Consider the following 25,779-nt stretch of genomic DNA (forward strand, 5'->3'; position numbering starts at 1 on the left):
GGCCGCACGACGGATCCAGACTCGTCGCCTACTCTCGTAGCCATGTCTGCGCAAGGAACCGCCCGCGGCGGCGTGCTCGCCCGGGTCCTCGGGATCGTCGGAGCCAGCCTCGCCGGGGGCCTGCTGATCACGGTCGGGGTCACCCCCGCCCTCGCCGTCACCGGGCTCGCCGAGAACAACCCGATCGGGCTGTTCGAGACGGTGCCCGAGTACCTCGAGCTCGGCCAGCTGGCCCAGAAGACCGAGATCTACGCGAAGCGCACCGACGGCTCGGACGAGCTGCTCGCCTCCTTCTACGCGCAGAACCGCGAGGAGGTGGCCTTCGACCAGGTCAGCCAGTCCGTGAAGGACGCGGCGGTCTCGACCGAGGACCCGCGCTTCTACGACCACGGCGGCGTCGACCTGCAGGGCACGATCCGCGCGGTGCTCAGCAACATCGTCGGCGGGGACCTCCAGGGAGGCTCCTCCATCACCCAGCAGTACGTCAAGAACGTCCTCGTGCAGAAGGCGGAGTCGCTGAGCGCGACCGACGAGGCCGCCTCGGAGGCCGCCTACGAGGAGGCGACCGCGACCACTCCGAGCCGCAAGCTCAAGGAGATGAAGCTCGCCGTCGACCTCGAGAAGAAGTACAGCAAGGACGACATCCTCCTCGGCTACCTCAACATCGCCGGCTTCGGCGGGCAGGTCTACGGGATCCAGGCGGCGGCCGAGTACTACTTCTCGACCACCGCGGCCGACCTGAGCCTGGCCCAGGCCGCGAGCCTGATCGCCACGGTCAACAACCCCAACGGCCTCAGGATCGATCAGCCCGAGAACATCCCGGACAACACGGTCCGCCGCGACTACGTCCTCGGCCAGATGCTGAAGGAGGGGAAGATCTCGCAGGCCGACCACGACGCCGCCGTCGCCGAGGAGGTCGTCCCCGCGATCACGCAGACGCCGACCGGCTGCCAGACGGCCGGCAACGCGGCCTTCTTCTGCGACTACATCACCCGCGTCGTCCAGAACGACCCGGCCTTCGGCGACGACGTGGACACCCGTCTCGCGAACTTCCAGCGCGGCGGCTACAAGATCTACACGACGCTCGACCGCGACCTGCAGGACACCGCGGCCAACGCGACGAACAACGCCGTCCCCAAGGTGCCGACCCTCGACACCAACATCGGCAGCGCGACCGTCTCGATGGAGGTCGGCACCGGCCGCATCCTGGCGATGGTGCAGAACAAGGACTACGACGCGGCCGGTGCCGTGAACGGCGCCAACTTCTCCGCCGTCAACTTCAACACCGACACGGCCTACGGCGGCTCCGCCGGGTTCCAGGTCGGATCGACGTACAAGGTGTTCACGCTCGCGCAGTGGCTGGCGAGCGGACGCACCCTGAACGAGACGGTCAACGGCCGCGAGCGCACCTTCTCGGGCTTCCCCGCCAGCTGTGCGCCGGGCGGAGAGCTCGACACCTCGTACGAGGTCAACAACGACGACGGCGAGAACGGCAGCTACAGCGTGCTGACCGGCACGATGCAGTCGATCAACACCGTCTACGTCTCGATGGCGCAGCAGCTCGACCTCTGCGCCATCCGCGACCGCGCGGTCGGCTTCGGCGTGAAGGCGGCCGACGGCGGCGAGGTCGACTACAAGCCGTCCGCCGTCCTCGGCTCGGACACGCTCATCTCCCCGCTCTCGATGGTCACCGCCTTCGCCGGCTTCGCCAACAACGGCACCGCCTGCTCCGCGATCGCCATCGACTCGATCACCGACGCGACCGGTGCCGCCGTCCAGCCGCCGACCTCCACCTGCAACCAGGCCCTCAGCCCCGAGCTGACGGCGGTCGCGAACTACGCCCTGCAGCGCGTCGTCACCAGCGGCACGGCCGCCCAGTCCGACCCGGACGACGGCATCGAGCACATCGGCAAGACGGGCACCACCGACAACGCGGAGTCGACCTGGATGGACGGCGCGAGCTCGCGCGTCGCGACCGTGGTCTGGGTGGGCAACATCGACGGCCACACCTCGATGCGCGAGGTCCGCTTCCCGAACTCCGAGCTCGAGAGCCGCCCCTACGCCTCCAACATCCGCCACTACATCTGGAACTCGGTGATGACCCGCGCCGACCAGAAGTACGGCGGAGACGACTTCGAGGAGCCCAGCAGCGCCCTGCTGAACGGCCGCCAGATCGCCGTGCCGACCGTCTCGGGCCGCTCGATCGACGACGCCACGGAGGCGCTGGAGGATCTCGGCTTCGACGTCGAGGAGGGGGCGACCATCGACTCGTCGCTCCCCGCCGGCGTGGTGGCGGGCACCGACCCGGCCGCGGGCACGACCGTCGCGCGCTACTCCGACATCGCCCTGCTGATCAGCAACGGCTCGCAGGTCCCGGCCCCCGCCACCGAGGCACCGGCCCCGGCGCCGTCCGGAACGGGAGTGCCGGCGACCGAGGCTCCCCCGGCGACGCCCACCGCGACCCCGACAGCGACGCCCACGGCGACTCCGACGGCGGAGGTCGAGGAGTGAGCTTCGACGCGGACTTCCTCGGCGTCCCCGCGGCGGCACCGCGCCTGAGGGTCGAGCGCCCCGTGCGGCTCCTGCCGTACACGCACTTCGAGGTGATGCTGGACCCGGAGCGGCGCCTGGCCGTCTCGACGGCCGTGAACATCGACGGCGCGCGCCTCGTCGAGCTCGGCCGCGGCGACGACTGGCACCTCGACGACCGCGTCCCCGCCGACGAGCAGACGGGTCCGGAGGTGTACGCCCGCAACGACCTCGACCGCGGCCACCTCGTCCGCCGCCGCGACCCCGTCTGGGGCGACCGGGTCGAGGCCGCCGCGGCCAACCGCGACAGCTTCTGCTACACGAACGCCGCGCCCCAGGCGAGCGGCTTCAACCAGTCGCAGGAGCTGTGGCTCGGGCTCGAGACGCTGGTGCTCGACTACGCGCAGACCTGGCGCACCCGCCTGAGCGTCTTCACCGGGCCCGTGCTCGCGGACGACGACCCGGTCTACCGCGGCACGGGCATCCCCCGCCGCTTCTGGAAGATCGCGGCGTGGAGCCCGGACGGATCGACGCTCGCGACGAGCGCGTACCTGCTCGATCAGAGCGAGCTCGTGGAGCGGGTGCGCGAGGGCCTGGTGCCGCTCGGCGGCTTCAGGACGTTCCAGCTGCCCGTCGCCGCGATCGGCGAGCTGACCGGTCTCGATGCGGACCTCCTCGCCGAGGCCGACGTGCTCGGCGCGGCAGGACTCCGGCCGGAGCCGTGGCGCGAGCTCGTGGAGCCGTCCGACGTGGCGAGCGGCCTCCTCCCCCGCTGAGACCCCGCCGGGGGCAGGATGGGCGGATGAGCACCCCCGTCCTCGTCGAGATCGCCTCCCGCACTGTCGTCCTCCGCGACCCGGAGGGTCCGCTCGTCCGCGTGGACGAGGCGGGCTACCTCCGCGGCGACGGCGTCTTCGAGACCCTCGCGGTCCTCGACGGACGTCCCCGCGCACTCCCCGAGCACCTCGAGCGGCTGGCCGGGTCGGCCCGGGCCGTCGGGCTGGCGATCCCGGAGGCGTCGCTCTGGTCCCGAGCGGTCGACCTCGCCGTGGCGGAGCACGACCGGGTCGACGACCTGACGATCCGCTTCATCGCCGCGCACGGCTCGGGCGACGCCGCCCGGTGCACCGTCCGCGCGGCCCCGACTCCCGACTCGAGCGCGCTCCGGGAGAAGGGCGCGGCTGTCGTCGTGCTCGACCGCGGCTACGCGAGCGGTCCGCTCGCGCCGTGGCTGCTCCCGGGCGTCAAGACGACCTCGGGCGCCGTCACCCGGGCGGCGCTGCGCGAGGCGGCCTCGCGGGGCGCGGACGACGTTCTCTGGCGCACGAGCGACGGGCTGCTCCTCGAGGGGGCGACGTCCAGCCTGGTGCTCCTCGCCGACGGGGCGCTCACGACCCCGCTCTCGGGCAGCGTGCTCGCCGGCACGACGGTCGAGCGGATCCTCGCGCTGGGCGAGCACTGCGGTCTCGCGTCCTCGCATCGCGAGCTGCCGGTCTCGGCGCTCACCGGCGCCGATGCGGCCTGGCTGGTGTCGAGCACCCGGCGGGCGATCCCCGTCCGCTCGGTCGACGGGGCACCGCTCGCGATCGACGCCGGCCTGACAGCGGCGTTCGAGGCGGGGCTGCTCGCCGACTGACCGCGGCGGCGGCTCGGACTCCCTGCGGCTCAGGCCGCTGCGGCCAGCGCGTGGGAGGTGTGCGGGCCGACGCCGGCCTCCTCCGCGTCGCCGAGGTCGGCGAGCGTGTCGACGTCCAGCCGCAGCGTCGACGAGCCGGGCAGCACGACGACGGTGCAGCCCGCGTCGCGGTGCCGGGAGAGAGAGCCCGGGCCGAACGCCGGAGCGACGAGGGCTCCGGCCGCCAGCAGGAGCGCGGTGGTGCCGCTCCCCTCGCGGTCCGGGACGACGGCCGGGAGCGACCGCGTCGCGAGCGCCTCGGAGAGGTCCGACGGCAGCAGGGCGGGCAGGTCCCCGGTCAGCACGACCACCGGGGCGCCGGGCCGGCGGTGCAGGGCGGCCTCGGCTCCCGCGGACACGGCGGCGTCGAGGGTCCCCGGGTCGGGCACCACCACCAGCTGCGGGTGCTCCGCCCGGGCACGGTCGGCCGCGCCGGCGTCGGAGGTGACCAGCAGCAGGCTCACCACAGGCTCCGCGGCGGCCACGGCGGCGAGCGTGTCCAGGAGGAACGCCTCGGCCAGCGCCGCGCGGCCCGGCACGTCGAGGCGCGTCTTCGAGCCGCCGCGCCCCTTGAAGACGACGACCGCACTCCAGCCGGTCACGCGCGCTCCTCGCGCGCGGCGGCTCCGGCCGCGAAGCCCTCGGCGTAGGCCTCGTCGGCGCCGAGGCGGAACATGTCCTCGGGACCCGTGCGGGTCAGCGTGCGGGCGCCGGGGCTCCCGACCCCCGTCACCAGGCGTGCGAGCCCGCGGACGACGGCGACGGGTCGACCGCTCGCCTTGCCCTTCACCAGGTCGCCGAGCGCGGCGATCTCGTCCGCCACGGCCGGCATGGTCACTCCGAGCGTGCGCCCCAGGGCGTCGACACCGCCGCGGAGGTCGTCGATCACGAGGACTCCCGCGGCTCCGATGGCCGCGTCGGTCTGCCCGACCCGCCAGGCGCGGCCGAGGGTGTCGCTGACCAGCACGCCCACCTCCACGCCGAGCCGCTCCCGGAGGCCCGCGCAGAGGGCCCGCGCCGAGGCGTCCGGGTCGACGGGGAGGAGGAGGACCGTCCCCTCCGCGACGTTGCTGGCGTCGACTCCGGCCGCTGCCTGCACGATCCCGAGTCGGTTCTCCACGATGCGGGTGACGCCGGATCCGTGCGCCCGGGTGGCGACGACGCGGACGGTCTCGGCCGTGATCGCGTCCTCGCGGTCGGTCGCGGCGACGACGCGCCCCTCCGCCTTCGAGACGATCTTGCTCGTGACGACGAGGATGTCGCCGTCCGCGGGCCGGTCCTCCTCCTCGGCGGCGGCGACGGCCGCGAGGATCAGCTCGAGCAGGTCGTCGCCGGGAGTCACCTCCGGGATGCCGTCGAGGGCCCAGGCCTGCACGCGCGTCTCGCTCACCGGTCCATTCTCCCGGCTGCCGCGGGCGCACGGGTCCACGGCCCGAGATCGCCCGCGTGGACGATCGGCGGCGCCTCAGCCGGCGGCGAGGTACGCGGCGACCGCGGGCGGCACGTAGGGGGCCACGTCGCCGCCGAGGGAGGAGACCTGCCGCACCAGCGAGCTCGACACGTGGGCGTGCGCGGGATCGGGCAGGAGGAACACCGTCTCGACGTGTGCGAGGTTGCGGTTCACGATCGCCATCGGGGTCTCGTACGCCACGTCGACCTGCGAGCGGATGCCCTTCACCAGGATGCTCGCGCCGACGTCGGTGCAGTAGTCGACGAGCAGTCCCATGCTCCACGAGGCGACGACGATCCGCCCCTCGACCCCCGCCTCCGCGATCGACTGCTCGATGAGCGAGACGCGCTGGGCGATCGGCAGCAGCGCCGTCTTGGCGGGGTTGTGCACCACCACGACGTGCAGCTCGTCGACCAGGCGCGCGGCCCGCTCGATCACGTCGAGATGACCGAGGGTCACGGGGTCGAAGGAGCCGGGGACGACGGCGATGCGGGCCATGCCGACAGAGTAGCGGGCGCGCACCGCCTAGCTCTTGGCGAGGAACTCCCGGTCGCGGTCCTGCACGCGGCGCTCGAGCGCGGCACGGAGCCGGTCGTGCGCGGCGAGCGACGGGTCCTCCGCGAGGAGCCGCTCGGCGAGCGCCCGCGCCTCCACGATCACGTCGGCGTCCTGCACCACGCGCAGCAGGCGGAGCGACGAGCGCCCGCCGGACTGCGAATCGCCCAGCACGTCGCCCTCGCGGCGCAGCTCCAGGTCGACCTCGGCGAGCGCGAAGCCGTCGAGCGTCGCGGCGACCGCCTCCACCCGCTCGCGCGCGACCGTCCCCGCCTCCGCCGCCGTCACGAACAGGCACACCCCCGCGACGCCGCCGCGCCCGATGCGCCCGCGGAGCTGGTGCAGCTGGGAGACCCCGAACCGCTCGGCGTCCAGCACGACCATCATCGAGGCGTTCGGCACGTCCACGCCGACCTCGATGACCGTCGTCGACACCAGCACGTCGATCTCCCCCGCGGCGAAGGAGCGCATCACGGCGTCCTTCTCCTCCGTGGTCATCCGCCCGTGCAGCGCTGCCGACCGGCGCTTCCCGAGCAGCGGATGCGCGCGCACGCCCTCCAGCGTCGCCGCGACGGTCGTGAGTGGCGCGGCGGCGTCCTCCTCGGGCGGCTGCGCGTCCTCGGCCGGCTCTCCCGGCTCGATCGCCGGGCAGACGAGGTAGACCTGGTGGCCCGAGCGGATCTCCTCCTCGGCGCGCTCCCACGCCCGCGCGATCCACGCGGGATGGTCGGCGAGCGGCACCACGTGGCTCGTGATGCCGGGGCGCCCCGCGGGGAGCTCGCGGATGGTCGAGGTGTCGAGATCGCCGAAGACCGTCATGGCCACGGTGCGCGGGATGGGCGTGGCCGTCAGCACCAGCACGTGCGGCGGGGTGGCGCCCTTCCGGCGCAGGGCGTCGCGCTGGTCGACGCCGAAGCGGTGCTGCTCGTCGATCACGACGAGGCCCAGGTCGTAGAAGGAGACCGCGTCGCCGAGGAGGGCGTGCGTGCCGACGACGATCTTCGCCGTGCCCGAGACGATCCGGAGGAGGGCCGCGCGTCGCTGCGCCGCCCCCAGTCCGCCGGTGAGGAGGGTCGGCACCAGCTCGGCCGCGAGCTCCGGACCGAGCGTCCTCGCGATCGAGCGGAGGTGCTGCCCCGCGAGCACCTCGGTGGGAGCGAGCAGCGCCGCCTGACCTCCGCTCTCGGCCGTGGCGAGCATCGCCCGGAGCGCGACGAGGGTCTTGCCGGAGCCCACCTCGCCCTGCACCAGCCGCGTCATCGGGCTCTCGGCGGCCAGGTCGACGGCGATCTCGTGCCCCACCGCGGTCTGGTCGCCGGTGAGGGCGAACGGCAGCGCCGCGTCGAAGCGCTCGAGCAGCCCGCCGGGGCCGGGCACGCGGGCGGTGGCAGGGCTGCTCCGCGCCGACGCCCGGCGCTCGAGCAGCGCGAGCTGCAGGAGGAACGCCTCGTGGAAGCGCAGCGTCTCGCGCGCCTGCGACTCCTCGCCCTCCCGCTGCGGGCGGTGGATCAGCTCCAGCGCCTCGCCGAGGCCCAGCAGCGAGCGCCCGGCGCGCACCTGCTCGGGCATCGGGTCCGGCACGTCGCGCAGGCCGTCCAGCAGCACGCCGACCGCGGCCTGGAGCTGCCAGCTCGAGATCGCGCTGGTCGCCGGGTAGATCGGGATCGGCCGCTCCGCCCAGTCCTTCGCGAGCTCACCGCCTCCCGTCTCCGTCGCGGCGGCCTCCTCGTCGTCGAACAGGCGGTAGTCGGGATGAGTGAGCTGCGGGGTGTCGCGGAACATCGAGACCGTGCCCGCGAAGATCCCGCGCACACCGCGGTGCAGCTTGGCCGCGCGCCAGGGCTGTCCGAAGAACGTCAGCGAGAGCGTGCCCGAGCCGTCCGAGATGACGACCTCGAGCAGGGTGCCGCGCCGGTTGCGCATCGGGCGCTCGCGCACCTCGCGCACCTCTGCCACGATCGTCACGCTCTCGCCCACCGGGAGGCGCGAGAGCGCCGTCAGCTCGCCCCGCTTCGCGTAGCGGCGCGGGTAGTGGCCCAGGAGCTCGCCGACCGTGCGGTACCCGAAGGCCTTCTCGACCGCGCTCGCCGTGCGCGGCCCGATCAGCGGCGCGAGCGAGGCGTCGAGAGGGTCCGGGATCACCTAGCGATCATAGGTCGGACCTCGGACGCGCGAGCCGGGCGACCGGGTCCAGCGCCGAGCGGGGCACGACCGTTGCGAGCAGCCGCCGACCGGGACCCGCGGAGCCGCGGAGAGCGGCGGCCACAGCGGTCGCGTCGTCCCACGCCTCCGACTCGCTCGCGGACGGCGAGTAGCGCCGGCGCTCGACGCGCTCCCGGAGCCCCTGCAGACGTGCCGCTGCTCCGGGGTCGAGGGCGGGAGCCATGCGGGCCTCCTGCGCGCGCGGCGACTCCGTGTCCTCCACGGGGACGCCCAGGTCGCGGGCGGTCGCCAGCAGCTCGGCCCACGCGGCCTCGACGGAGCCGGAGCGCGCGGACCGGCGCCGCAGCGCCCGCTGGACGGCGCGCATCAGCCAGGGGACGAGCACGAGCAGCAGGAGGAGCACCCAGAGCGTCGCCGCGGGAGCCGCCGTGGTGCTGGAGGCGCCGACGGCGCCGGGGGTCGGCGTGGCCGACGCGGCGGTCGGAGTGGGCGTCGCGGCGGGAGCGCTGGTCGCACCGGGCGCGGTGGTCGCGGTCGAGCCCGGGGCGGTGGGGCCCGAGGACGCCGTGGCGCTCGGCAGGGTGTACGAGGCCGGGGCCCCGCGGCTGGGCGTCGGCTCGAAGGGCAGCCAGCCGACCCCCTCGAAGTAGAGCTCGGGCCAGGCGTGCAGGTCGGAGGAGAGGACGCGGTAGGTGGTCAGGTCGCTGCCGCCGGAGGGCACGACGGAGCCGGGCTGGTAGCCGATGGCGAGCCGCGACGGAATCCCGAGCTCGCGCGCCATCACCGCCATCGCCGAGGCGAAGTGGACGCAGTAGCCCTCCTTCGTCGTCAGGAAGGCCGAGAGCACGCCGACTCCGTCGCCGTCGTAGCCCTCCTCCACCGGGGTGTCCTCGGAGTAGCGGAACTCGGACGAGCGGAAGTACGTCTGCAGCGCGCGCGCCCGGTCGTAGGCGGTCGGAGCCTCCGCGGTGACCTCCTCGGCGGTGGTGCGGACGATCTCGGGAACGTCGTCGGGGAGCGAGAGGTACCGGTCGACGCCGGACGGCGCGGGCGCGGCGAGCAGCTGCTGCGGGTCGGGCTCGAGCCGCAGCGCCTGCACCTGGTAGTCGTCTCCGGAGCGGGTCGTCGCGTCGCCGCGGATCGAGCCGTCCTGCACGTCCTGGAGCCAGCCGTCGCCGACGCCCGTCAGCGACGAGACCGGGTACGGCACGGGGAGCCACTGGCTCCGCAGCGTCTCCACCGAGACGTCGACCTCCTCCGCCTCGCGCGGCACGCTCTCGGAGAGCCCCTCGGGCGCGATCGGCGCCTCGATCGGAGCGGTCTGCTCCGTCTCGCTCGGCGCCCAGTCGTCACCGTCGAAGTCCGAGACGGTCAGCACGCGGAGGTAGACGGGCAGGTCGGAGTCGGTGGCGTAGCGCAGCACGGTCACGGGGTTCGGGCGGCGCAGGTCCGCGCCGAGGGCGACCACCGGGTCGATCGCCCCGTTGAAGAGGCTGCCGGAGACGCCCGAGGGAGCGGTGGTGCGCGCGTAGCCGGCCGCCGACCCGGCGACGACTCCCGCGCCCAGGACGACCACGGTCACGGCCGCGAACGCGGGCAGCACGGCCGAGGCCGCGCTCGGGCCGCTCGAGCGGCGCGGAGCGGCAGTGGCGGCGAGCACGCCCGCGTAGGCGAGCGCGGTGACGACGAGGCTCGCCCAGGACACCTCGGAGGGGTCCACGATCGCCGGCACCGCCAGCAGAGCCGCGGGGAACAGCCCGGCCAGGGCGGGGAGGCGGACGGAGAAGGCGAACAGGTCGGCCGCCCAGGCGAGCACGACCACCCCGCCGATCAGGAGGAACGAGATGCCGTCGTCGGCGACGGCCGGGAGCCCCTGCTGGGCGATGGACTCGAAGCCGCCCTGCGCGAGCGCCTCCGCCTGCGCGACGGCGCCGGGCGTGGGGATCACGAACAGCAGGGCCCGACCGGGCACGAACATCGCGGTCAGCACGCCGACCATCGTCAGCGTGCCGAGGATCGGCGGGACGACAGGATGCACGCGCAGAGCCCGGGCGGCGGCCGGGACGCCGAGCACCACGGCGACCGCGCACGCGAGGAGCACCAGCCAGTCGACGCCGACGAGGAGCCGGCCGATCCCGGCGGCCGCGGCCGTGATCGCGAGGAAGAGCAGACCGCTCAGGGCAGCCGACCCGGCGCGCGGATCGATCTCGGCGCGGCGGCTCACGCGACCACCCGCAGAGCGAGGGCCTGCGCCCACGCCTCCTCGACGGAGGCGCTCGGGTCGACGGACACCGCGTACCAGCCGAGCGAGGCGAGAGCCGCCTCCTCCTCGACGGTGCCGGCGACGACGAAGGCGATCGCCGGGCGCGACTGCGCCGCCAGGGAGGCGAGGGCGTCGAGGTCCGACTCGAGGAGGCGGGTGAGCACGGCGAAGACCGGGCGCACTCCCCCGGTGTCGCGCATGTCGGCCGAGATCCGGGTCACCGCGTCGACCGACTCGCGCGAGGGCGTCAGCTCGGCCAGGCGCAGCAGCACGTCGTGCGCCACCTCGCGCTCGTCCTCCGAGTGCTCCGGCTCGCCGTCCGCACCGGTCTCGACGAGGTGGGTCTCGAAGCCGCGGTCGAGCAGGTGGACCGCGAGGGAGGCCGTCATCGACACCGCCCACTCGAGCCGGTCGTCACCGCGCCGCTCGAGAACGCGCTCGGCGCGGGTCTCGAGGAGGATCCACGCGTGGGGATCCGTGTTCTGCTCGTCCTGGCGGACCATGAGCTCGCCGGAGCGGGCGCTCGCCCGCCAGTGCACCCGGCGCATCGCGTCGCCCGGGCGGTAGTCGCGGGGGATCACGTCGTCCGTGCCGGCGCCGGCCGTCGCGTGCGCGACCGGGCTCGATCCGCCTGCTCCGTGCGCGTCGAGAACGTCGCTCTGGAGCGGAACGACCCGCGGAGTCACGACGAACGGCTGCGCCGCCCCCACGACGCTCTCCCGGAGCGCGAGCCCGAGGCCGTCGCCGCGGACCAGGCGCAGCGGGCCGATGCGGTGGATCCCGCGCCGCTCGGCGAGCAGACGGTAGCGGGCGCGCACACGCCCGCCCGACGGGACGCCCGGGAGCCCGAAGACCCCCTCGGCGACCGGCCGGCCGACGACCACCCCGCGCTCCACGCGCTCGAGGCGGTCGTGGGCGCGGGCGCCGCTGCGGACGGCGCGGCCGCGGTTCTCGAGCAGCACGTCGACCTCCACCACGTCACTGGCCGCGACGGTCTGGGGAGCGAAGCGGCGCTGCACCCGGAACGACGCCGGCGCCAGGAGCAGGGAGACGAGTGCGCCCAGGGGCAGGCCCAGCAGCACCAGGCCGACGAACAGCAGCTCGCGGAACTCCGACAGCGGCGCGATCACCACTCCCGCGATGCCCAGCAGCACGAGCGCCCAGCCGCGCAGCGTCAGCGCGACCCCGCGGAGCGCGGGCAGTCCGCCGAGACGGGACGACGGCGTCTCGGTCGGGCGGGCCTCAGTCGCCACGGTTGCCGAAGGGGACGGGGGTGGCCGCGACGATGCGCTGCACGATCTCGGTGACCGAGTGCGAGGATCCGGCGCCGGAGCGGCCGGGGAGGCGCGTCGCGGGCAGGAGGCGGTGGCCGAGGACGGGGACGGCGAGCGCGTCGACGTCGTCCGGCACGACGAAGTCGCGGTCGCTGAGGGCGGCGAGCGCTTTCGCGGCGGCGATCAGCTGGAGCGTGGCGCGAGGGCTCCCCCCGAGCCGCAGCTCGGGGTCGACGCGGGTCGCCTGCATGATCGCCACCACGTACTCCTGCACGGGCGGTGCGACGTACACGGAGCGCACGTAGGCCATCATCCGCTCGAGCTCGGCGAGGCCGACGACGGGCCGCAGCTCCTCGAGCGGGCTGGCCGAGTCGCGGGTGCGGATCATCTCGAGCTCGGCGCGCTCGTCGGGGTAGCCGAGCGAGAGGCGGGCCATGAAGCGGTCGCGCTGGGCCTCGGGCAGCGAGTAGGTGCCCTCCATCTCGACCGGGTTCTGCGTCGCGATCACGGCGAAGGGGCGCGGGAGGAGGTGGGTGGTGCCGTCGACCGAGACCTGACGCTCCTCCATGCACTCCAGCAGCGCCGACTGCGTCTTGGGCGAGGCCCGGTTGATCTCGTCGCCGATCAGGATGTTCGCGAAGACCGGGCCCGGCTTGAACTCGAAGTCGCGGGTCGCCTGGTTGTAGACCGAGACCCCCGTGACGTCGGAGGGGAGGAGGTCGGGCGTGAACTGGATGCGCGCCACGCTGCCGCCGACCGAGGCCGCCAGCGACTTCGCCAGGACCGTCTTGCCGGTGCCGGGGACGTCCTCCATCAGGAGGTGCCCGCCGGCGAGGAACACCGTCAGCGCCATCGAGACCTCGGCCGCTTTGCCGTCGATCACGCGGGTGAGGTTCCCGAGGACGGCGCCGCAGTGCGCCGTGAACTCCTCGCGGGTCAGGGGCGTCTCGGGTGCCGCTCGGCGGCCGACAGCGGAGCGGGTGTCTTCGAGCGACGTCATAGCTACGGATTCTCGCAGTCCTGACGGGAAAAGGGTCCAGGTTCCGCGAGTTCGCAGTGTGCCGCCAGGTGGGAGCCGCGCGGCGGCCACCGGACGCCGCAGGCAGGGGTGCCGCCCTATGCTCGGTCCGGTGACCAGGATCATCGCCGGATTCGCCGGCTCGCTCACCCTCCGGGTCCCGCGCGCGGGCACCCGCCCCACCAGCGACCGCGTGCGCGAGGCCGTCTTCTCGGCCCTCGAGGCCCGGGACGCCCTCGACGGCGCGACGGTGGTCGACCTCTACGCCGGCTCCGGCGCCCTCGGGCTCGAGTCGGCCAGCCGTGGGGCGAGCGCGGTCGTCCTGGTCGAGCGGGACCCGAAGGCCGCGCGGACCGCGGGCGAGAACGCCCGGGCGATCACGACCGCGGCGGCCAAGAATAAGCGGCCCGCCCCGCGGATCGAGGTGGTGACCGGCTCCGTCCGCTCCTTCCTCGACGGCTCTCCGGCCCTCAACACCGACACGGTGTTCCTCGACCCGCCCTACGACCTCGGCGAGGACGACCTCGCCGCCGACCTCGCCGGCGTGCTGCCTCTGCTGCGCGAGGACGCGGTGGTCGTCGTGGAGCGGAGCTCCCGCAGCCCTGAGCCGCGCTGGCCCTCGGGCCTGGAGCGGGAGCGGAGGAAGGACTACGGCGAGACCACGATCTGGTGGGCTTCGCCTGCTTCGCCTGCTCCGCCTGCTCCGCCTGCTCCGCCTGCTTCTCCCGCTTCTCCCGCGGCCGGCTGACCGGCCTCAGCCCGCCGCGCCGTCCCAGCCCAGGTACGGGTCCCAGCCCCCGCGTCCCTCGAGCGCGACCCCGCCCAGGCGCACCTGCGGATCCCCCTCGCGGACGACCCCGAGCGGGACGAAGCCCTCCGGCGGCGCCGAGTCGGGCGGGAAGCACGCGAGCATGGCGTGGTCCTCGCCGCCGCCCAGCACCAGCGCCCGCGCCAGCTCGAGGTCCACGCCCTCCACTCCCGTGAGCCCGCGCGCGTGCGCGTCGACCGCCGCGGGATCGAGATCGATCGCCACTCCGCTCGCACGCGCCATCCGACGGGCGTCGAGCACAACGCCGTCCGAGACGTCCATCATCGCCGTGGCGGTCCCGCCCGCGGCCTCGCCAGCCGCGATCGGCGCGGTCGGTCGCAGCTGCGCCTCGAGGAGGGACGGATGCCGCTCCCGGAGCCGGGCGGCGAGGTCGGCCGACGGCTCCCCGTCCCGCCGCGCCTGCTCGAACAAGAGGCGCAGCCCGAGTCCCGCTCGTCCCAGCGGGCCGGCCACGGCCAGCACGTCTCCCGGCCTCGCACCGCTGCGGAGCACCGGCGGCCGTCCGTCGAGCGAGCCGAACGCCGTGATCGAGAGCGTGAGCGTCGCCGAGGCGGAGAGGTCTCCCCCGACGACTCCGCACCCCGGCGCCATCGCGGCGCAGCCGGCCGCGAGCCCGCCCGCGATCCCCTCCAGCACGTCGACGCCCAGCGACTGCGGCGCCGCGAGCGCGACGACGAGCCCGGTGGGCCGGGCCCCCATCGCCGCGACGTCGGCGAGGTTCGAGGCCGCCGCCTTCCAGCCCAGGTCCGCCGGGCTCGACCAGGCCAGCCGGAAGTCGGGGCCGTGCACCATCATGTCCGTGGTCACCACGAAGCGGCCGTCGGGAGCGCGCAGCACCGCACAGTCGTCCCCGGGCCCGACCAGGGTCTCCGCTCCCGGGCCGCCGAGGCGGGCCAGCACCCTCGCGAGCACCTCGCCCTCGCTGAGCTCGGCCAGGGTGGGACTCCGATCCTCTGCCATGGTTCACACGCTAGCGTTGACGGCGATGTCCCCCCGCCGACTCCGCTCCCCCCTCCTCGCTGCTGCCGCCGTCCTTCTGCTCTCGGGCTGCTCGGCCGCCGTGGCCCTCGAGCCCGCCGCCGACGCGACGAGCACGGGCTGCGCGGAGGTGTCCGTCCGCCTGCCCGACGTGGTGGCGGAGCAGCCCGAGCGCGAGACGAACGCGCAGGGCACCGCCGCCTGGGGTACGCCGGCCGCGGTCATCCTGCACTGCGGAGTCGAGGTGCCCGGCCCGACGACGGACCTCTGCGTGAACGTCAGCGGCGTCGACTGGATCATCGACGAGACGCAGAAGGACGAGGACATCTACACGCTGACCACTTACGGGCGCGATCCCGCGGTGCAGATCACGGTCGACCAGAACCGCGCGTCGGGGTCCTCCGCGGCGCTCGACCTCGCGAACGCCGTCTCCTACCTCCCGCAGACCCGCGAGTGCACCGACGTCTCGGACGCCGACACGCTCGACCCGACGGGCACGCCCACCGGCTGATCCTCACGGAGCGGGGACGTCGGCGAGGTCGGTGCACCGCCGCTCGTCACTCGCGGGCAGCGCCGACAGCGCCGGGACGAGGTCGAGGAGCACGGTGCTGCCGGACGCCCGGTCCCCGTCGACCACCACTTCCGTCGCGGGCGTGCGCCCGAAGGTGACGAAGCGGTACCGAGGTGCGTCGGAGGCGTCACGGATCCAGGCCACTCCGCTGATCTCGACACAGGTCGGGTCCGCCGCGGGGGGCTCGACGCCGCAGCGGAGCAGCACCGTCGCCGGCGACCCCCAGGCGGCCGTCGCCTGAGCCGACGTCTCGCGGCGGTCGATCACCGCGCCCGTCCCGTCGCCGAGCGAGTCGGGCAGGCGTGCCGAGACCTCGGCGCATCCGGTCGTCGTCGCGTCCGCGGCCGCGTCGAGAGCGACGACGGGCGCGCACCCCGAGAGCAGGAGCGCCACCGCGCCGAGGAGCGCGGCCCCTCCCCGCGGCCGTCGGTCGAGCATCGTCCGGCGCCTCAGCGGTCCGGTCGCAGGGCCAGCCCGACGACGCGCCGGGCGTGCTCCTCCGTCGCCCCGAGCTCGCGCGCGCGGGACGCGTACACGGCGGCCGCGGCCTGCAGCTCGCGCTCCAGCGCGTCGACACCGCCCGCGACGACCGTGCCCGCCCGGCCGCGCGTCTCGACCAGGCCCGCCGACTCCAGCTCCCGGTAGGAGCGGGCGACCGTCCCCGCGGCGACGCCCAGCGTCTCGGCCAGCGCGCGCACCGGCGGCAGCCGCGTGCCGACCGGCAGCTCGCCCGCGGCGATCAGAGCGGTGATCTGCTCACGGATCTGCTCGAAGGGCGCCGCGGCCGCGCCCGCCTCGACGCGGAGCGCGAGCGCCGACGTCATCGGGCGGCGACCGGGACGCGATCGAGCGCCGAGTCGAGCAGCTCGCTGATCAGGTCCGGGTAGTCCACGCCGCTCGCGCCCCACATGCGCGGGAACATCGAGACCGGCGTGAAGCCGGGCATGGTGTTGATCTCGTTGACGACGAAGCCGTCCTCGGTGAGGAAGAAGTCGACCCGGGCGAGGCCCTCGGCTCCGATCGCGTCGAAGGCGCGGATCGCGAGGGACCGCATCTCGGCGAGCTCGCCGTCGGTGAGGTCGGCCGGGCAGACCAGCTCGATGCCGGACGCCCCGAGGTACTTCGCCTCGAAGTCGTAGAAGCCGCGGCCGGTGACGACCACCTCGCCGGCGACGGAGGCGCGGGCCGGAGCACCGCGGCGGCCGCCGAGCACGCCGATCTCGACCTCGCGGCCGACGATGCCCGACTCGATCAGCACCCGCGAGTCGTGCGCGAACGCCTCCTCCAGTGCGGCCTCGAGCTGCTCGCGCTCGTCGATCCGGCTGACGCCCACGCTCGAGCCGGCCCGCGCCGGCTTCACGAACGCGGGCAGGCCCAGCTCGTCGAGGGCCGAGGAGGCGTCGCCCGGGTCGGCGCGCCACTCCGCCTCGGTCACGAGGTACCAGGGCGCCACCGCGAGGCCCGCGGCCTGCAGCACCGTCTTGGTGAAGTGCTTGTCCATGCCGAGCGCCGACGCGAGCACGCCCGAGCCGACGTAGGGCAGCCCGACGAGCTCGAGCATCCCCTGGACGGTGCCGTCCTCGCCCCACGGGCCGTGCAGGATCGGCAGCACCACGTCGACCTCGCCGAGCGAGCGCGTCGCGCCGTCCTCGGTCGTCACGGTGAGCTCTCGCGAGAGGGCCGACTCCGGCCAGCGCACACGGGAGCCGTCGTCCTCGACGCGGGGCAGCGACGCGGCGTCGAGAGCGAACTTCTCAGGACGGTCCTCCTCGAGCACGAAGGCGCCGTCGGAGGTGATCCCGACGGGGATCACCTCGAAGCGGTCACGGTCGATCGCCCGCAGCACCCCGGCCGCCGTTGCGCAGCTGATCGAGTGCTCGCTGGAGCGCCCCCCGAACAGAACGGCCACGCGGAGCTTGCTGGTCATCGAGGTTCCTCTCACCCTGTGGCTCGTCCGAATCCGTGGTCAGGTGCGGCGCGATGTCCTTCGGATCGAGCGTACCGGCGAGCACCTGCGACACCTGCTCGACGATGGGCATGTCGACTCCCCTGGCGCGCGCCAGCTCGAGGACCGGCGCGACGGAGGCGAGCCCCTCCGCCGTCTGCTGCATCGACTTCACCACGTCGGTGAAGCTGTAGCCCTGGCCGAGCAGGCGCCCGGCCGTGTTGTTGCGCGAGAGGGACGAGCTCGACGTCGCGATGAGGTCGCCGAGCCCAGCGAGTCCGGCCATCGTCTCGGCCCGTCCGCCGTACGCGACCGCGAAGTCGGTCATCTCGGCGAGACCGCGCGTGATGATCGATGCCTTCGTGTTCTCGCCGTAGCCGACGCCGTCGACGATGCCGATCGCCACGGCGATGAGGTTCTTCAGCACGCCGCCGAACTCGGTGCCGATCACGTCGGTGTTGACGTAGGAGCGGAAGTAGCGGTTGGTCGCCGCGAGAGCCACCTCCTGCGCGGTGACGAGGCTCTCGGAGGCGATGACCGCCGCGGTCGGCTGCTCCTTGGCGATCTCGAGGGCGAGGTTGGGCCCGGAGGCGACGGCGATCCGGTCGAGAGAGACCGGCAGCATCTGCGCGATCACCTCGCTCATCCGCTGGCCGGTGCCCTTCTCGACGCCCTTCATCAGGCTCACCAGCACCGTGCGCTCGGTGAGGAACGGCGTGATCGCCTCGAGGTTGCTCCGCAGCGACTGCGACGGGATGGAGAGGTAGACGTGGTCCGCGCCCTCCAGCGCCTCCTCGATGCGCGGCGTGGCCCGGATGTTGCGCGGGAGGTTGATGCCGGGGAGGTAGTCGCTGTTGCGCTTGGCCTCGGTGATCTCGCGGGCCAGCTCGGCGCGGCGCGCCCACATCACGACGTCGGAGCCGCCGTCGGCGAGGATCTTCGCGAACGTGGTGCCCCAGCTGCCGGCGCCGAGCACGGCGACGCGGCGGGGCACGGGGAGGGGCGCCTTCCTACTGCTCGGACTCAAAGCGACCCGTGCCCTTCTGGTTGTGCTCGGAGGGGTTCCAGCGCTTCTCGGGCGCCGCCTCGCCGCGCAGCTCCTCGAGCAGGGCGGTGATCGCGGCCATCACGACCGCGGAGGCCTCGGTGAGAGTGGCGGAGTCGAGGCTGCGGCCCCGGAAGGCGGACAGGTCGACGGGGTCGCCGACGAGGACGTCGACGCGCTTGCGGCGGAAGAGGGTGATCCGCTTGGAGTAGCGGCCCATCAGCTGCTGCGCGCCCCAGTGCGCGACGGGGACGACGGGCAGGCCGTACTGCAGCGCCATCCGCACGGCCCCCGTCTTGCCGCGCATCGGCCAGAGCTCGGGGTCGCGGGTGAGGGTGCCCTCCGGGTAGATGATGACCGAGCCTCCCTCGTCCACGAGCGCCTTGGCGGTCTTCAGCGGCTCGCTGCCGCGGACGGAGCCCGAGCGCTCGACGGGGATCTGGCCGGAGCGGCGCAGGATCGCTCCGAGCACGGGCACCGAGAACAGCGAGGCTTTGGCGAGGAATCGCGGTGCGCGGCCGGAGCGCCACAGCGTCCAGCCCGTGATGATCGGATCGATCTCGCTGTAGTGGTTCGGCGCGAACACGAAGGCTCCGGTGCTCGGGATCTTGTCGCCGTTCCGGATCCGCAGGTCGACCGAGGCGGTCATCACGGGGATCACCGCCGCCGCGAGGAACCAGAAGATGGACGGACGGCTTCGCTCAGACACCCGCCCATCCTCGCATCCCGGCTCCCGTGCCCGAAGCCGAGGGAACCCCGACCCGTCGAGGGAGCCTGCTGGTGCAGGTTCCCTCGACGGTCCGGGGTTCCCTCGATCAGGCGTCGAGCGAGAAGTCGGCGCCCAGCAGCTCGAGCTTGGTGAGGAAGTTCTCGTAGCCGCGGCTGATGATGCCGACGTTCGAGACCGTCGAGGTGCCCTCGGCCGAGAGCGCCGCGATCAGGTGCGAGAAGCCGCCGCGCAGATCCGGCACGACGATGTCGGCGCCGTGCAGCTTCGAGGGTCCCGAGATCACGGCCGAGTGCATGAAGTTGCGCTGCCCGAAGCGGCAGGCCTGCCCGCCGAGGCACTCGCGGTGGATCTGGATGGTCGCGCCCATCTCGACGAGCGCGTCGACGAAGCCGAAGCGCTGCTCGTAGACGGTCTCGTGCACGATCGAGACGCCCTTGGCCTTCGTGAGCGCCACGACCAGCGGCTGCTGCCAGTCGGTCATGAAGCCGGGGTGCACGTCGGTCTCGATGATGACCGGCTTGAGCTCGCCGCCCGGGTGGTAGAAGCGGATGCCGTCCTCGGCGATCTCGAACGCGCCGCCGACCTTGCGGAAGACGTTGAGGAAGGTGGTCATCTCCTGCTGGCGGGCGCCGCCGACGAAGATGTCGCCGTCGGTCGCGAGGGCCGCGGCCGCCCAGGAGGCCGCCTCGTTGCGGTCGAAGAGCGCGCGGTGGGAGTAGCCGGTGAGCCGGTCCACGCCCTCGATGCGGATCACGCGGTCGGTGTCGACCGAGATGATGGCGCCCATCTTCTGCAGGATGTTGATCAGGTCCATGATCTCGGGCTCGATCGCCGCGCCCGAGAGCTCGGTGATGCCGGAGGCGCGCACCGCGGTCAGGAGGACCTGCTCGGTCGCTCCGACGCTCGGGTAGGGCAGCGACACCTTGGCGCCGTGCAGGCCCTCGGGGGCCGACATCCGGATGCCGGAGGGCAGCTTCTCGATGACCGCTCCGAAGTTGCGGAGGACCTCGAGGTGGTAGTCGATCGGGCGGTCGCCGATGCGGCAGCCGCCGAGGTCGGGGATGAACGCCTCGCCGAGGCGGTGCAGGAGCGGGCCGCAGAAGAGGATCGGGATGCGGCTGGAGCCGGCGTGCGCGTCGATGTCGGCGAAGTGCGCGGACTCGACGTTCGAGGGGTCGAGGATCAGCTCGCCGACCTCGGAGCCCTGCTTCACCTTGACGCCGTGGACTTCGAGCAGGCCCTTCACGACGCGGACGTCGCTGATGTCGGGCACGTCGCGGAGGGTGGAGGCGGTCTCGCCGAGCAGCGCCGCGACCATCGCCTTGGTGACGAGGTTCTTCGCTCCCTTGAGCTCGATGCGCCCCACCAGCGGCCGACCGCCCTTGATGGTGATCCGCTCCGTCGTCATCCCCACGCGGGCTCCCGAGGCCTTGGCGTCCTGGAGGGCCTTGGCGTCCTGAAGAAGTGTGTTCACGCTATTTCACCGGCAATGTCTTGGGCCGCCAGCTCTCGCGGCGGGTCTCGAATTCGGAAATGAGCGCTTCGTCGCGCAGGGTCAGGCCGATGTCGTCCAGGCCCTCGATCAGGCGCCATCGAGTGTAGTCGTCGATCTCGAAGTCGAAGGCCTCGCCACCGGCGGTGACCGTACGCGCAACCAGATCCACCGTCGGTTCTATTCCCGGGGTGCCCTCGATGATCTCCCACAGCCGCTCGACGTCGGGCTCCGAGACGACGGCCGCGAGCAGTCCCTGCTTGCCGGCGTTGCCCCGGAAGATGTCGCCGAAGCGGGGGGAGATGACGACCCGGAAGCCGAAGTCGCGCAGCGCCCAGACGGCGTGCTCGCGGCTGGAGCCGATGGCGAAGTCGGGGCCGGCGACGAGGATGCCGGCGCCGCGGTAGCGCTCCTGGTTGAGGACGAAGTCCGCCTCCTGCCGCCAGCCGTGGAAGAGCGCGTCCTCGAAGCCGGTCTTCGTGATGCGGCGGAGGTAGATGCCGGGGAGGATCTGGTCGGTGTCGACGTTGGCGCGCTTCAGGGGCGCGGCGATCGCGGTGACGGTCTCGAACTTCTGCACGGTCAGACTCCTGCTCTCTCGCGGACCGGCTCCAGATCGGAGGGACTGGAGAGGGTGCCGCGCACGGCCGTGGCCGCGGCGACGAGGGGCGAGACGAGGTGGGTCTTCGCCCCCTTGCCCTGACGACCCTCGAAGTTGCGGTTGGACGTGGAGGCCACGCGCTCCCCCAGGACGAGCTGGTCGGTGTTCATCCCGAGGCACATCGAGCAGCCGGCGAAGCGCCACTCCGCGCCGAACGCGGTGACGATCCGGTCGATCCCCTCGGCCTCGGCCTCGAGCCGCACCCGGGCGGAGCCGGGGACGACCATCACGCGGACGCCGGGGGCCTTGGTGCGCCCCTCGACGACGGCAGCGAAGGCCCGCAGGTCCTCGATCCGGGAGTTGGTGCAGGAGCCCATGAAGACCACGTCGACCGGGATCTCCTTCATCGGCGTGCCGGGCTCCAGCGCCATGTACTCCAGCGCTCGCAGAGCGCTGGCGCGCTCGTTCGGATCGTCGAGGACCTCGGGGTCCGGTACTGCCTCCGAGAGCGAGACGCCCTGGCCGGGGTTCGTGCCCCAGGTGACGAACGGCTCGAGCGCGTCGGCGTCGATCGCGACCTCGGCGTCGAAGACGGCGCCCTCGTCGCTCGGCAGCGTCCGCCAGTAGGCGACCGCGGCGTCCCAGTCCTCGCCCGCCGGAGCGTGCGGGCGGCCGTGCAGGTAGGCGAAGGTCGTCTCGTCCGGCGCGACCATGCCGGCCCGCGCACCCGCCTCGATCGACATGTTGCAGATCGTCATCCGGCCCTCCATCGAGAGCGCGCGGATCGCGGAGCCGCGGTACTCGAGGATGTAGCCCTGGCCGCCGCCGGTGCCGATGCGGGCGATGACCGCGAGGATGATGTCCTTGGCCGTCACCCCCTCCTTCAGCGTGCCCTCGACCGTGATCGCCATCGTCTTGAAGGGTTGCAGCGGCAGCGTCTGCGTCGCCATCACGTGCTCGACCTCGCTCGTGCCGATGCCGAAGGCGATCGCGCCGAACGCGCCGTGCGTGGAGGTGTGCGAGTCGCCGCAGACCACCGTGACGCCGGGCATCGTCAGGCCCAACTGGGGGCCGACGACATGCACGATGCCCTGCTCGACGTCGCCCAGGGAGTGCAGGCGGACGCCGAACTCGCCGGCGTTGCGGCGCAGCGCGTCGATCTGGGTGCGGCTGATCGGATCCTCGATGGGGCGTCCGATCTCGAGGGTCGGCGTGTTGTGGTCCTCGGTGGCGATGGTGAGGTCCGGCCGGCGCAGCGGGCGCCCCGCGGCACGCAGGCCGTCGAACGGCTGCGGGCTGGTCACCTCGTGCAGCAGGTGCAGGTCGATGTAGAGCAGGTCGGGAGCGCCGTTCTCGCCCGCGACGACGACGTGGTCGTCCCAGACCTTCTCGGCGAGGGTGCGCGGCCCCTCGACCCCCCTGCCGGTCCGAGCTCCGCTCGACGCGGTCGCGGCTGTTCCGGGTGTGGTCTCGATCATGACGGTTCCTTCTCCTCCTGGAGTCGCTGCTCGGCCGGGCGAGGCACCGCGACGAGGGAGGCCGTCAGATCGAGGTCTCGTCGCGGCACGGAAGGAGGTGCGGGCCACTCAGCATGGACCGAGAATAGCACCGCGCTCCCCCGCTCCCGGGAGCCGGCGGCGCGCGGTCGACGGGCTCAGGCGCGGGCGTCGAGCACCGCGTCGACGACGACGACGGTCACGTTGTCCCGACCGCCGGCCTCCACCGCCGCGCCCACGAGCGCCTGAGCGAGGTCGGCCGGGTCCCCGGAGTCGCGCCGCGCGAACAGCGCCGCGATCCGCTCGTCCGGGAGCTCCTTCGTGAGTCCGTCGGAGCAGAGCAGGTAGCTGGCGCGCGGAACGACGGGGAGCGTCCAGACGTCCGTCTCGACCTCCTCGTCGGCGCCGAGGGCGCGGGTGACGATGTTGCGGTCGGGGTGCGACTCGGCCGACTCCCGCGTGAGCAGACCCGCCGAGACGAGCTCCTGCACGGCCGAGTGGTCCACGGTCAGCTGCTCGAGCTCCGTCCCGTCCCAGCGGTAGACGCGCGAGTCGCCGACGTTGAACAGCGCCCAGCGCGCGGGCCCGGCCGGCTCGGGGAGGACGAGCATCAGCCCGGTGAGGGTCGTGCCGCAGAGCGCACCGCCCACGTCCAGTGCGCGCACCGCCGAATTGGCGCCCTCGACCAGGTCGAACACCGCGTCGACCGGTCCGAGGGCCGTCGGCCGGTTCTCGTGCAGAGCCCCGACCGCGGCGGCGCTCGCGAGGTCGCCGCGGGCGTGCCCGCCCATGCCGTCGGCGACCGCGAGCAGCAGTTCGTCGGCGAGGAGGGAGTCCTCGTTGACCCGGCGGACGGCTCCGACGTCGGTGCTGCTGCTGACGGCGAGGCGCAGCGCCCCCTGGGGCAGGTCGACGGTGGTGGTCGTCATCGCGGGGTCACTTCTCCTCGGCGGCCGAGCGGGCATCGTCCGAGACGACCTCGGGGTGCCCGTCGTGCATCTCGATGTGGCGGTGCTCGCGGCGCATCTTCGCCAGGCTCGCGAGCGTCGCGACGGTCATGCTCAGGACGATGACCACCAGCGAGGTGATCGTGTCGATGTCCCACACCGGCACGGGCTCGCCGCCGTTGAGGAAGGGCAGATCGTTCTCGTGCAGGGCGTGCAGGACGAGCTTCACGCCGATGAAGGCGAGGATGAACGCGATGCCGTACTTGAGGTACTCGAGCTTGTCGATGAGGCCGCCGAGCAGGAAGTAGAGCTGGCGGAGCCCCATCAGGGCGAAGATGTTCGCGGTGAAGACGATGAACGGGCTCTCCGTGATGCCGAAGATCGCCGGGATCGAGTCGAGCGCGAAGAGAAGGTCGGTCGAGCCGATCGCGAGGAACACGATCAGCATCGGGGTGAAGTACCGGGTTCCGTCCTTGACCGTGCGGATCTTCGAGCCGTCGAACTCGTCCGAGATCTTCACGCGCTTGCGCAGGAGGCGGATGAGCAGGTTGTCCGTGCCCTCGTCCTCGTCCTCCTTGCCGAACGCCTGGTTCCACGCCGTGTAGACCAGGAACGCGCCGAAGAGGTAGAAGATCCAGCTGAAGCTCTCGATGAGCTGCGCGCCGAGGAGGATGAAGATCCCGCGGAAGACCAGCGCGATGATGATGCCCACCATCAGCACCTCCTGCTGCAGCTTCGCCGGCACCGCGAAGCGGCCCATGATGATGACGAAGACGAACAGGTTGTCGATCGAGAGGCTGTACTCGGTCAGCCAGCCCGCGACGAACTGGCCGGCGAGTTCGCCGCCGCCGAGGATCAACATCGCCAGCGCGAAGATCAGCGCGAGCGTGACATAGAAGCCGACCCAGAGGCCGGACTCCTTCAGGCTCGGCACGTGCGGGCGCTTGTAGACCAGCAGCAGGTCGGCGGCGAGGATCAGGCTCAGGACGACGAACGAGCCGATCACGAACCAGACGGGCAGATCGAGCATGAGGGCCTTCCGAGTGGGTGGGGGCCGAAAGTCTCTCCCCGGGGAGCGGACGGCCGTGCCGGTCCGCGTCACCCGTCCCGCCCCCGGCGCCGCGCAGGGGCGGTGCGTACTGACGGGAGCGGAAAGGCGGGATACTCCCCTTCGCGGATGCGATCCTAGCGCCGATCCACTCGGATGCCGCCTCGGGGCGGCGGAGCGGGGACGTGACGATCGACACAGCGCGTCGAGCGGGTGCCGAGGGGCGAGCACCCAGGGTGTTAAACGAGAAGAACCCCCGGTCAGACCGGGGGTTCTTCTCGTGTTGCCGTGGTGACCCCAGCGGGATTTGAACCCGCGTTACCGCCGTGAGAGGGCGACGTCCTAGGCCGCTAAACGATGGGGCCGCGTTTTTGCAACTCGAAGAGTGTTGCACACGGATCCGCATCGACGCAAATCGAGCGCCCGGCCCATCCGGTCTCCGCTCGGCCCCGGCCTTGCCCGCCGCCCGCCGAGGCGGTTGGCTCGGGGCATGAGACTGACGAAACTCGAGCACGCCGCCGTCCTGATCGAGGAGGACGGCGCCCGGCTGGTGATCGATCCGGGGTCCTTCACCCGGCCCGTCGAGGGGACGACCGACACCGTCGCCGTGGTGCTCACCCACGAGCACGCCGACCACTGGACCCCGGAGCAGCTGCAGCGCCTGCGCGACGCGGCCCCGTCGCTGCGGATCCTCGGCCCGGCCGGGGTCGCCGCCGCCGCCGAGGGCTTCGACGTCGAGACGGTCGCCGACGGCGATGTCGTGACGGTGGGCCCGTTCGAGCTGCGCTTCTTCGGCTCCCGTCACGCGGTGATCCACCGCAGCATCCCCGTGATCGACAACGTGGGCGTCCTGGTGAACGGCCGGGTCTACTACGCCGGCGACTCGTTCACAGTGCCGGAGGGCGTCGATGTCGAGATCCTCGCTGCTCCCTCGGGAGCACCGTGGATGAAGATCGCCGAGGCGATGGACTACGTGCTCGAGCTCGCCCCGCGGCACGCCTTCGCGACCCACGAGCAGGTGCTCTCGGAGGCGGGGCGCTCGCTCGGCCACGACCGGCTCGGCTGGGCGGTGCGCGAGGGCGGCGGGCAGTACCACGCGCTCGAGCCCGGCGACGTGCTCGAGCTCTGACGCCGGGTACGCCGACGGCCGGGTCGGGGTGAGTCCCGGCC

The 25,779-nt window shown here is 73.1% G+C and carries 24 protein-coding genes and 1 tRNA gene; 6 read left to right on the forward strand and 19 right to left on the reverse strand.

Translation table 11 applies throughout. The features are described from left to right. The first annotated feature begins 42 nt into the window (after positions 1–42). The 3 genes from C5C24_RS17750 to C5C24_RS00115 are packed head-to-tail and all read left to right on the forward strand — an operon-like array spanning position 43 to position 4,165. Positions 43–2,511, forward strand: coding sequence for a penicillin-binding protein (locus C5C24_RS17750; RefSeq protein WP_181135444.1), 2,469 nt, complete (start codon positions 43–45; stop codon positions 2,509–2,511). Beyond that, entirely contained in the window at positions 2,508–3,305 is a 798-nt protein-coding gene (locus tag C5C24_RS00110; protein WP_258064988.1) for a DNA/RNA non-specific endonuclease, read from the forward strand. Before C5C24_RS17750 ends, C5C24_RS00110 begins: the two co-directional genes overlap by 4 nt. Before the next feature lie 26 nt (positions 3,306–3,331). Continuing rightward, positions 3,332–4,165, forward strand: a complete 834-nt coding sequence (locus C5C24_RS00115; protein WP_104304001.1) for an aminotransferase class IV — start codon at positions 3,332–3,334, stop codon at positions 4,163–4,165. A gap of 29 nt (positions 4,166–4,194) precedes the next feature. Here C5C24_RS00115 and cofC read toward each other — a convergent pair whose 3' ends face one another. The 7 genes from cofC to C5C24_RS00150 form a co-directional block, all read right to left on the reverse strand. After that, on the reverse strand, positions 4,195–4,806 hold the full coding sequence (cofC, locus tag C5C24_RS00120) for a 2-phospho-L-lactate guanylyltransferase (protein WP_104304002.1): 612 nt from the start codon (positions 4,804–4,806) through the stop codon (positions 4,195–4,197). Next, a complete protein-coding gene (locus tag C5C24_RS00125) occupies positions 4,803–5,594 on the reverse strand; it encodes a coenzyme F420-0:L-glutamate ligase (RefSeq protein ID WP_258064989.1) in 792 nt (263 codons plus the stop codon). Before C5C24_RS00125 ends, cofC begins: the two co-directional genes overlap by 4 nt. 75 nt (positions 5,595–5,669) lie before the next feature. Next, on the reverse strand, positions 5,670–6,152 hold the full coding sequence (gene coaD / locus C5C24_RS00130; RefSeq protein ID WP_104223138.1) for a pantetheine-phosphate adenylyltransferase: 483 nt from the start codon (positions 6,150–6,152) through the stop codon (positions 5,670–5,672). 27 nt (positions 6,153–6,179) lie between these two features. After that, entirely contained in the window at positions 6,180–8,351 is a 2,172-nt protein-coding gene (locus tag C5C24_RS00135; protein WP_374955313.1) for an ATP-dependent DNA helicase RecG, read from the reverse strand. 7 nt (positions 8,352–8,358) lie between these two features. Beyond that, positions 8,359–10,596, reverse strand: a complete 2,238-nt coding sequence (locus C5C24_RS00140) for a DUF3488 and transglutaminase-like domain-containing protein (protein WP_104304003.1) — start codon at positions 10,594–10,596, stop codon at positions 8,359–8,361. Next, complete coding sequence (locus C5C24_RS00145) at positions 10,593–11,888, reverse strand: DUF58 domain-containing protein (RefSeq protein WP_104304004.1); 1,296 nt, start codon at positions 11,886–11,888, stop codon at positions 10,593–10,595. The genes C5C24_RS00140 and C5C24_RS00145 overlap by 4 nt, the downstream gene beginning before the upstream one ends. Further along, a complete protein-coding gene (locus C5C24_RS00150; protein WP_104304005.1) occupies positions 11,878–12,909 on the reverse strand; it encodes a MoxR family ATPase in 1,032 nt (343 codons plus the stop codon). Before C5C24_RS00150 ends, C5C24_RS00145 begins: the two co-directional genes overlap by 11 nt. A gap of 130 nt (positions 12,910–13,039) precedes the next feature. On the opposite strand from C5C24_RS00150, the gene C5C24_RS00155 reads away from it, so the two are divergent. Further along, entirely contained in the window at positions 13,040–13,675 is a 636-nt protein-coding gene (locus tag C5C24_RS00155; protein ID WP_104304092.1) for an RsmD family RNA methyltransferase, read from the forward strand. Between the two features lie 6 nt (positions 13,676–13,681). Here C5C24_RS00155 and thiL read toward each other — a convergent pair whose 3' ends face one another. Beyond that, on the reverse strand, positions 13,682–14,716 hold the full coding sequence (gene thiL, locus C5C24_RS00160) for a thiamine-phosphate kinase (RefSeq protein ID WP_104304006.1): 1,035 nt from the start codon (positions 14,714–14,716) through the stop codon (positions 13,682–13,684). A gap of 25 nt (positions 14,717–14,741) precedes the next feature. Between thiL and C5C24_RS00165 the strand changes: the two genes are divergently transcribed. Continuing rightward, the gene (locus C5C24_RS00165) at positions 14,742–15,245 is read left to right on the forward strand and encodes a DUF3515 family protein (RefSeq protein WP_104304007.1); all 504 of its coding nucleotides are present in this window, start codon (positions 14,742–14,744) and stop codon (positions 15,243–15,245) included. 3 nt (positions 15,246–15,248) lie between these two features. Here the strand turns inward: C5C24_RS00165 and C5C24_RS00170 are convergent, their stop codons facing one another. From C5C24_RS00170 to C5C24_RS00220, 11 genes are all read right to left on the reverse strand, one after another. Further along, complete coding sequence (locus C5C24_RS00170; RefSeq protein ID WP_104304008.1) at positions 15,249–15,743, reverse strand: DUF3515 family protein; 495 nt, start codon at positions 15,741–15,743, stop codon at positions 15,249–15,251. Positions 15,744–15,754: 11 nt separating this feature from the next. Next, positions 15,755–16,129: a GntR family transcriptional regulator gene (locus tag C5C24_RS00175; RefSeq protein WP_104304009.1), complete on the reverse strand. Its 375-nt coding sequence runs from the start codon at positions 16,127–16,129 to the stop codon at positions 15,755–15,757. Then, on the reverse strand, positions 16,126–17,232 hold the full coding sequence (locus C5C24_RS00180) for a D-alanine--D-alanine ligase family protein (RefSeq protein ID WP_104304010.1): 1,107 nt from the start codon (positions 17,230–17,232) through the stop codon (positions 16,126–16,128). Before C5C24_RS00180 ends, C5C24_RS00175 begins: the two co-directional genes overlap by 4 nt. Next, positions 17,129–18,244, reverse strand: a complete 1,116-nt coding sequence (locus C5C24_RS00185; RefSeq protein WP_181027083.1) for an NAD(P)H-dependent glycerol-3-phosphate dehydrogenase — start codon at positions 18,242–18,244, stop codon at positions 17,129–17,131. Before C5C24_RS00185 ends, C5C24_RS00180 begins: the two co-directional genes overlap by 104 nt. A 16-nt stretch (positions 18,245–18,260) precedes the next feature. Then, positions 18,261–19,004, reverse strand: a complete 744-nt coding sequence (locus C5C24_RS00190) for a lysophospholipid acyltransferase family protein (protein WP_374955314.1) — start codon at positions 19,002–19,004, stop codon at positions 18,261–18,263. A gap of 106 nt (positions 19,005–19,110) precedes the next feature. Next, positions 19,111–20,433, reverse strand: coding sequence for a UDP-N-acetylglucosamine 1-carboxyvinyltransferase (gene murA / locus C5C24_RS00195; protein ID WP_181118484.1), 1,323 nt, complete (start codon positions 20,431–20,433; stop codon positions 19,111–19,113). Between the two features lie 67 nt (positions 20,434–20,500). Next, positions 20,501–21,097, reverse strand: a complete 597-nt coding sequence (gene leuD, locus C5C24_RS00200; RefSeq protein WP_104304012.1) for a 3-isopropylmalate dehydratase small subunit — start codon at positions 21,095–21,097, stop codon at positions 20,501–20,503. Between the two features lie 2 nt (positions 21,098–21,099). Next, entirely contained in the window at positions 21,100–22,596 is a 1,497-nt protein-coding gene (leuC, locus tag C5C24_RS00205; protein WP_104304013.1) for a 3-isopropylmalate dehydratase large subunit, read from the reverse strand. A gap of 176 nt (positions 22,597–22,772) precedes the next feature. Next, positions 22,773–23,543 carry a PP2C family serine/threonine-protein phosphatase gene (locus C5C24_RS00210; RefSeq protein WP_104276532.1) on the reverse strand — a complete coding sequence of 257 codons (771 nt, stop codon included), beginning with the start codon at positions 23,541–23,543 and terminating at the stop codon, positions 22,773–22,775. Positions 23,544–23,550: 7 nt separating this feature from the next. Continuing rightward, a complete protein-coding gene (locus C5C24_RS00215; RefSeq protein WP_104304014.1) occupies positions 23,551–24,591 on the reverse strand; it encodes a TerC family protein in 1,041 nt (346 codons plus the stop codon). 307 nt (positions 24,592–24,898) lie between these two features. Beyond that, positions 24,899–24,974 (reverse strand) — tRNA-Glu (locus C5C24_RS00220). Positions 24,975–25,099: 125 nt separating this feature from the next. On the opposite strand from C5C24_RS00220, the gene C5C24_RS00225 reads away from it, so the two are divergent. Continuing rightward, a complete protein-coding gene (locus C5C24_RS00225; protein ID WP_104304015.1) occupies positions 25,100–25,738 on the forward strand; it encodes an MBL fold metallo-hydrolase in 639 nt (212 codons plus the stop codon). Positions 25,739–25,779 lie beyond the last annotated feature (41 nt).

This window comes from Rathayibacter sp. AY2B3, assembly GCF_002931755.1.
GTDB lineage: Bacteria > Actinomycetota > Actinomycetes > Actinomycetales > Microbacteriaceae > Rathayibacter.